Source organism: Romboutsia sp. (assembly GCF_035470145.1).
Lineage (GTDB): Bacteria > Bacillota > Clostridia > Peptostreptococcales > Peptostreptococcaceae > Romboutsia_D.
This window is the reverse complement of sequence record NZ_DATIRC010000301.1, coordinates 1-2,764: the sequence shown is the minus strand read 5'-3', so window position 1 is coordinate 2,764 and position 2,764 is coordinate 1. Positions and strand designations below refer to the sequence as shown.

Annotated in this window: 3 protein-coding genes and 1 riboswitch; all 3 genes read left to right on the top strand. The window is 32.7% G+C overall.

What is annotated here, in order from left to right; genetic code table 11:
• Positions 1 to 92 precede the first annotated feature (92 nt).
• Positions 93 to 177: riboswitch (cyclic di-GMP riboswitch) on the top strand.
• 410 nt (positions 178 to 587) lie between these two features.
• The 3 genes from VLM92_RS12285 to VLM92_RS12275 all read left to right on the top strand — a co-directional run bounded on the left by VLM92_RS12285 (position 588) and on the right by VLM92_RS12275 (position 2,657).
• A complete protein-coding gene (locus VLM92_RS12285) occupies positions 588 to 1,268 on the top strand; it encodes a response regulator (protein WP_325276626.1) in 681 nt (226 codons plus the stop codon).
• Positions 1,269 to 1,472: 204 nt separating this feature from the next.
• On the top strand, positions 1,473 to 1,769 hold the full coding sequence (locus tag VLM92_RS12280; RefSeq protein WP_325276625.1) for a hypothetical protein: 297 nt from the start codon (positions 1,473 to 1,475) through the stop codon (positions 1,767 to 1,769).
• 459 nt (positions 1,770 to 2,228) lie between these two features.
• The gene (locus VLM92_RS12275; protein WP_325276624.1) at positions 2,229 to 2,657 is read left to right on the top strand and encodes a hypothetical protein; all 429 of its coding nucleotides are present in this window, start codon (positions 2,229 to 2,231) and stop codon (positions 2,655 to 2,657) included.
• The last annotated feature ends 107 nt before the right edge of the window (positions 2,658 to 2,764 follow it).

Genomic DNA, 2,764 nt, shown 5'->3' with positions numbered 1-2,764 from the left:
TGTTTTCGGATATCATAAAAGCAAATTCTTAATGGGGGGCTTGCTTTATTGACAATTACATCGGAATTTATTATAATGTTTATAAAAAATATTAATCGAAAGGGCAAATCCGTTGAAAGGCGGAGACGCAAAGCCACGGGTCTAAAGCTGAAAAGCCATGACAGCCGGGCCGCAGAAGCTAAATAATAGCCTTTGGAAGCGTTTGCCCAAAGGCTTTTTTTGTTTTAGAGAGCCTTCACCTTATTGTCTTATAATAAAAATACGTATGGAAGGGGGTGATAGAAAAGAAGTAAATATTGAAGATTTGTTTTTATAGAATTCAGCTTATTTTACTGTGGGGGTAAAAAATGAATTGAGAAATGGGTGTCTATGAATCGATATTTTTACAGACCTATTCATTCAATAGAAATGAGTTATCAAAAAGTATGGGGTCGTGTAACTCTTAGTTTATATGGAGAAAAAGACGGGTATCTGAAACAAGTTGTGGCTAACCAAGACGTTAATAGCTCCACACCAGATTGTACCCGAAAATACCATCATATTCATCCCACTTGAGCAATAATACTGATGGGATAAATTAAAAAGATATGAAAGAAACCATTCTGATTGATACTAATGAAGTAATTAAGATTTTCAATTTTTCTCTTGAATCTTTTAAAAAATATAAGACTCTTGGGGTAATTAAGGCATGTGCAAAAATCGTGAATAAAGATCTTTTTGATAAAGGAGATATTTTAAAAAGAAAAAAAATTATAGAGTCTTGTAAGAGAAATGGCAAAGGTCTTGATGAAATCGTAAAATACATAAAAGCATATGAAACAGATAAAAACATCCAATTCGAATTTAAAGATTTTTCAAGATCAAAGAGAATATTAATAATAGAAGATGATGAGTCGGTAGGCGAATTTTTAGAAAAATACTTAATGCGCACTTTTGTTGTAAATGATTTTGTAGTTTATCATGCTACTAATGGTATAGATGGAATAAAAATTGCCCGTGAAATATCACAAGATCTCATAATCATAGACATGGTTTTAGATCTAGGAATGGATGGAAGGGAGGTTTATAGAGAACTAATAAAGGATCCTCGAACTAACCAGTCAAAGTTTATCTTTATTTCAGGTAATTTTGGATTTAAGTCCAAGAAGGGAATATTTTTTAAAAAACCCGTAGACATGAAAAAATTCGTAGATAAAATAGAAGAATTAATCGATTTAAAGAGGTATCAAACAAAAAAGATTTTTATAGATAAAAATTCTATTTCTTAAAGAATTCGGGGCCAAAATCTGGATTTTCTTTTTTATTTTATACCTCCAGAAAATTTACCATCTTATGTGATTTCGAGGAAACATCGGTTAGTATGTGTTTGATAGACATCGGGATTATTTGATGAGAAAAAAGACAACAATAGTAATTCAACGGATCTCTATAGGAAGTGTCACATAGGTTCTGTTAACAGGAAAATAAAAGTAATGAAGAGATTCAAGGTTAAACTTCACGGGGAGAATTTTCTCCTCAATCTTGATGGTGAACTAAAAAAGTATGGGTTTTATGCCACGAAATTTGTAAAGGCAGAGAACCCACAAGAAGCTGAAAAAATAGCTATCATTTTAATTCATCAAAATCCTAATTTAAGGGATACAGTATTAAATGAAAATTCTGATCGTCCGAAAATTAATTTGGAAGAAATAAAACAAGTCAACTTTCTAAAATCTTTTGCTAAAAAATCTACAACAGGCTTTACGTTTTATCCCGAAGATGAGGAATAAATTTGCTGTCGATTACTGGTAAAGATATATCTAAAAAGACTTCTCAAGTTGTTATCAATACTGGACAGTTGGAAGCAAAAGCCCCTGGGCACCGAAAATTTAGTGTTATTTTTATTCAATACATCTAAAGAATATGCTTAAGTTTTTAACAGAAATATAAGATAGATAGGAGGTTGTGGTGAACGATTTTGTTATAGAATTCATTTTGATAACAATTTTGATATCTTTTATAACACTCGTTCCTTTTTTATCTTATAACCCGATACCCTTTTAATTAGCCCAGAGCAGTATTTATCTCATATTTTTTACTGTGGCGTAAAGGATGGATTTTTTTAATTTGCTCGTTAGGTATTTAGAAACTTAAAGTGAAAATGAATTTATGGTTTCACCATTTTCATCGATTTCCTTTTCGATATGATGCACAACTATTCCTTAAAACAAATTCAAAGAGAGGACGTAATGAAAATGATTAAAGTGTTTTTTGTGGTCTCTATGGTTTTTTTGCTCTTTTCATCAGCAGTCGTGGCTGGTGATTTTGACTGGATCGATGATCTCAATATCCAAGCTGAAGCAAACCCATCAGGATTCCGAGCAAGACTTGCAACTCGTTTCAATATAGGCGACGCACAAATCAAAGTCGTGATAGGCAATGTGGAAAAACCTGCGGACGCATATATGGTTTTTAGGCTAGGAGAAATGTCAAATCAGCCAACAGAGAGAGTTATTGAAAAATACAAATCTGGTCACGGTAAAGGTTGGGGAGCACTTGCAAAGAGCCTGGGAATAAAACCCGGATCGAAGGAATTCCATGCTCTGAAGAGAGGCCACGATCTTTACGATGAAAAACCAAACGGTAAGAGCAAGGGTAAGGGCAAGGGCAAGAAATGATGGCGAAAATATCTATTCTTTAAATTAGTAAATGATTTTGGAAAATTCAACCAATCATTTTGTTTTGATTACTTGTAAAAAATGAGATCAGAAGAATCCATTTTGAT